The 3947-nt window shown below is 70.2% G+C and carries 6 protein-coding genes; 1 reads left to right on the plus strand and 5 read right to left on the minus strand.

What is annotated here, in order from left to right; genetic code table 11:
- Positions 1-141 precede the first annotated feature (141 nt).
- From soxZ to ssb, 4 genes are all read right to left on the minus strand, one after another.
- Entirely contained in the window at positions 142-453 is a 312-nt protein-coding gene (gene soxZ / locus ACK42S_RS16265; protein WP_409709935.1) for a thiosulfate oxidation carrier complex protein SoxZ, read from the minus strand.
- A 28-nt stretch (positions 454-481) separates the two neighbouring features.
- Positions 482-949, minus strand: coding sequence for a thiosulfate oxidation carrier protein SoxY (gene soxY, locus ACK42S_RS16270; RefSeq protein ID WP_409709938.1), 468 nt, complete (start codon positions 947-949; stop codon positions 482-484).
- A gap of 483 nt (positions 950-1432) precedes the next feature.
- Complete coding sequence (locus tag ACK42S_RS16275) at positions 1433-1678, minus strand: AbrB/MazE/SpoVT family DNA-binding domain-containing protein (protein WP_409709941.1); 246 nt, start codon at positions 1676-1678, stop codon at positions 1433-1435.
- Entirely contained in the window at positions 1659-2150 is a 492-nt protein-coding gene (ssb, locus tag ACK42S_RS16280) for a single-stranded DNA-binding protein (protein WP_409709944.1), read from the minus strand. The genes ACK42S_RS16275 and ssb overlap by 20 nt, the downstream gene beginning before the upstream one ends.
- A gap of 108 nt (positions 2151-2258) precedes the next feature.
- Between ssb and ACK42S_RS16285 the strand changes: the two genes are divergently transcribed.
- Complete coding sequence (locus ACK42S_RS16285; protein ID WP_409709947.1) at positions 2259-3635, plus strand: chloride channel protein; 1377 nt, start codon at positions 2259-2261, stop codon at positions 3633-3635.
- On the opposite strand, the gene ACK42S_RS16290 is transcribed toward ACK42S_RS16285, so the two are convergent.
- The coding region (locus ACK42S_RS16290; protein WP_409709950.1) for an MFS transporter at positions 3584-3947 on the minus strand (364 nt) is incomplete at its 5' end. The genes ACK42S_RS16285 and ACK42S_RS16290 overlap by 52 nt on opposite strands.

The following is a 3947-nucleotide window of genomic DNA, read 5'->3' on the forward strand; positions in this document are numbered from 1 at the left end:
CACACCTGGCCCCCTGCTTGTCCCACTGCCTGGTGGCCCCTGACGGCTCCGCCCGCGCCGACAAGGCCCGGGCCTTGGCGATGAAGATGACGCGCGAACGACGGGGCCCACGCGTCAGTGCGGTGCGTGGTGGTGCGCTGATCAGCCGACGGTGGTCTCGTCGGTTTGGGTGGCGCCGCGGTTGTCCACCCAGGTGACGGCGATGCGGTCGCCGGCCTTGGCCCCTTTCACCACGAACTGCAGAAAGGGGTTTTTGGAGATCGCCGTTCCCCAGTACGCCGTCATCACCACCTGGCCATTGTGGCGCACGCTCACCTGCTGGATGTACCAGGCCGGGATCACGGCGCCGGCGGCGTCCTTGCGCTGGCCGGTTTCCATCTCGTGGGCCATCAGCACCCGCACGGTGGCCTTGCCCCCCGAGGCCTGGGCCCGCAGTCGCATCCGTTCGGTCATGTCCTTGGCTCCTTGCCGTCCCCGCCGCTCAGAATCCGCAGCCGCCCAGCGTTACGCGCACCTCCTTGCGCGCGAACAGCACGCGGCCGTCGCCCATCACCGCCACACCGTAGACAGGGGATGACTCGCTCATCTTCACCCGCGTCGACAGGCTGGGCTCGATGGCCTCGGTGAGGTCGAACACGGCCGCCAGGATGTTGGGATTCTTCTCGATCAGCAGCAGCAGCCGCTTCACGCCGGTCAGCGCGGTGGACAGGCCCAGCGGCACCAGCGCGCCGTTTTCGGCGATGTCCGGTGCACTGAGATGAAGCTCGGTGCTGGCCACGGGGCGGGCGTGGCCCAGGGCCTTGAGCGCATCGTCCATCGAGCGCGTCTCGAAGGCGGCCTTGGGATAGCCACCGGCCTGGGCCAGCGCCACACCCGGCCACACGCCGGCTGCGGCCATCAGCGAGGCCACGGTGGCGGCATGGGCGAGGGCCTGTCTGCGGGTGGGCATGAGAAGTCCTGATCTTCGGGGCCGGCCAACGCCGGCAAGGCTGCCAATTGTCTCAGGCACCGCGCGGGGCTGCCATGCCGGCCGCCGGAAGCCGACCCGTGAGCCGGGTTGAAGCGCCCGCGGCTCAGCGGCCTCCATGCCGCCGTACTTGGCGCGCCACTGGTAGATGGTGGGTTTGCTGAACCCGCCGTGGCGGCAGACATCTTTGTTGACCGGCAGGCCTGACCCGGCCTGCTGCAAGGTACAAGGGCACACCCAGCACCTGCCCCGCGCGCGCCTCATGTTCGACAAGTTCCACGTCGTCTGGCGAATTCAGGAACGCACCAGGCGGCGGCGAGGGCTCGGCGCGCTCTCGCGGGTGTACCAGTGGGCCACGGCGTTGCTGAGCGGTTCATTCAGGAACACGGGCACGAGCACGCTGGTGTCGACATGGACCGTGTCAGTGCCGTGCCCCGCTGCGCAGTGCTTCGATCACGGGCTCGCTCATGGGCATGGCGTTGCGGGCCTCGGCCAGTTCCCGCGAAAGCCTTGCGGTCCCACTGCGCTGGCCGGATCGACAGGCGTGCCGTCCACGCTGAACTGGGCCTCGACCGTGGCCCCTTCACGCAACCCGAGCCGGCGCACGGTGTCGGCCGGGATCCGCAGGGCCAGGCTGTTGCCCCACTTTGCAACTTGCAGGCGCATCAGGCTCGCTCGTTCGAGCGAAAGCTCAAAACGGAATATCGTCATCCATGTCATCGAAGCCCGTGCTGGACTTCTGGGGCGCGGGCTTGGACGCCGCTGGGGCGCGGGCGGCCGGGCGGGAGCCACCACCGCCGCCTTCGCTGCTGCGGCTGTAGCCGCCGCCACCTTCGTCGCCGCCGCCGTCACGGCCGCCGAGCATCTGCATCTGGTCGGCGATGATCTCGGTGGTGTACTTCTCGACGCCGTCCTTGTCCTGCCACTTGCGGGTCTTCAGCCGGCCTTCCACGTAGACCGAGCGGCCCTTCTTGAGGTACTCGCCGGCGATCTCGGCCAGGCGGTCGTAGAAGACCACGCGGTGCCATTCGGTTTCCTCCATGCGCTCGCCGGAGGTCTTGTCCTTCCAGTTGCGCGAGGTGGCGATGGTCACATTGCAGATGGCGGCGCCATTGGGGGTGTAGCGCACCTCGGGGTCGCGGCCGAGGTTGCCGATGAGGATGACTTTGTTGATCGAGGCCATGGCCGGCTCCTGGGAAACTGAAAGTGTCGATTCAATCGGCCATTATGCCGGGCGCGGGTCTTGCAGGGGCTCCCCCATCGGCGGGCTGCGCTTACAGTTGGCAACCAGATGACCCCTCCCCACCATGAACCGGATTTCCTGGCCAATGTGCGCCGGGAGTTGAGCGACACCCGCGCCTGGGTCGATCGCCTCATCGTGCTGGCCTACGCCGCTGCCGCCGGCCTGTTCATCGTGGGCTTCACGCTGCTCAGCAACGCCGCGCTGCACCAGTTCGAAGGGCTCACCGGGCCGCGCCCGTGGCTGGCGCTGGTGTGGACGCCCGCCTGGGTGGTGGCCATCGTGTGGATCACGCAGCGCTTCTTTCCGGGCGCGGCCGGCTCGGGCATTCCGCAGGTCACGGCGGCGATGGACCCGTCGGTGGAGCCCGGGCCGCGCAAGCTGTTCGTCTCGCTGCGCCTGAGCTGCGCGAAGCTGGTGCTCACCTCGGGCTCGATGCTGGCTGGCTTGTCGGTGGGCCGCGAAGGGCCGGCGGTGCAGGTGGGCGCGGGCGTGATGCTGCACGCGCGGCGCTGGCTGTCGCCACGCTCGGGCATCGACGACCGCGCGCTGCTGGCCGCCGGCGGCGCGGCCGGCATCGCCGCGGCCTTCAATGCGCCGCTGGCCGGGGTGGTGTTCTGCATCGAGCAGTTCTGGCGCGGACTCGACAGCCGGGCCAGCTCGGTGGTGATCGGGGCCATTGTGCTGGCGGGCCTGATGGCGGTGTCGGTGTTCGGCAACTTCACCTACTTCGGCGTGATCCGCGTGGGCGCGCTGGACGCTGACCTGCTGCTGCCCGCCGCCGGCGTGATCGTGGCCAGCGGCCTGTTGGGCGGCCTGATGGCGCGGCTGCTGGTGGTGTCGATGACCGGCCTGCCCGACCGCGTGAGCCGGTGGCGCGCGCGCCATCCGCTGCGCTTTGCGGCGGCCTGCGGCTTTGCGGTGGCGCTGATCGGCTGGGTGAGCGGCGGGGCCACGTCAGGCGGCGGCGAGGCCCACACGCGCGAGCTGCTGGCCGGCCAGGCTGACCAGCAGCCCGGGCTCTTCGTGCTGCTGAAGTTCGTGGCCACCTGGCTGTCGAACTGGTCGGGCGTGCCGGGCGGGATCTTTGCGCCCTCGTTGTCCATCGGCGCGGGCCTGGGGCATGACGTGGCCGTGCTGCTGGGCCACCCGGCCACGCCGGCCTTGATCGCTATGGGCATGGCCGGCTTCCTGGCGGCGGCCACGCAGGCGCCGCTGACGGCTTTCATCATCGTGATGGAGATGGTGGACGGCCACGCGATGGTGCTCAGCCTGATGGCCGCGGCCATGCTGGCCAGCCTGGTGTCGCGCCTGCTCAGCCGCCCGCTCTACGGTGCGCTGGCCGAACTGCAGTTGCTGCGGCTGATGCCCAGGCCTCAGACCGCAGCGGAAGCGGGCCCGTCCGGCGAGGCGGGCGCGGCACGCTGACGCGAGGGCGCACGCATCGGCCAGGCCAGCACCAGCCAGGCCAGCAGCGCGCCTGCGCACACGTGGAAGACGGCGGCATAGCCCCAGTGCGTGGCCAGCCAGCCGCCCAGGGCGCCGCCGGCAAACAGGCCCAGCGACTGCGCGGTGTTGTACACCCCCAGCGCCAGGCCCTTGGCCGAGGGCGGCGCCACGCGCGAGACCAGCGAGGGCAGCGAGGCTTCGAGGATGTTGAAGCCCACGAAGAAGGCCAGCAGCAGGCCCACCAGCGCGGCCGGCACCTGCCACCACCAGCCCAGGCCGGCCAGCGTGAGC

Origin of the sequence: Caldimonas sp. (assembly GCF_046289365.1) — a bacterium.
Classification (GTDB): domain Bacteria; phylum Pseudomonadota; class Gammaproteobacteria; order Burkholderiales; family Burkholderiaceae_C; genus Caldimonas.

What these genes read in the sequence shown, in the direction of transcription:
- soxZ (WP_409709935.1), bottom strand. Translation starts at nt 453, where the DNA reads ATGACCGAACGGATGCGACTGCGGGCCCAGGCCTCGGGGGGCAAGGCC.
- soxY (WP_409709938.1), bottom strand. Translation starts at nt 949, where the DNA reads ATGCCCACCCGCAGACAGGCCCTCGCCCATGCCGCCACCGTGGCCTCG.
- ACK42S_RS16275 (WP_409709941.1), bottom strand. Translation starts at nt 1,678, where the DNA reads ATGACGATATTCCGTTTTGAGCTTTCGCTCGAACGAGCGAGCCTGATG.
- ssb (WP_409709944.1), bottom strand. Translation starts at nt 2,150, where the DNA reads ATGGCCTCGATCAACAAAGTCATCCTCATCGGCAACCTCGGCCGCGAC.
- ACK42S_RS16285 (WP_409709947.1), top strand. Translation starts at nt 2,259, where the DNA reads ATGACCCCTCCCCACCATGAACCGGATTTCCTGGCCAATGTGCGCCGG.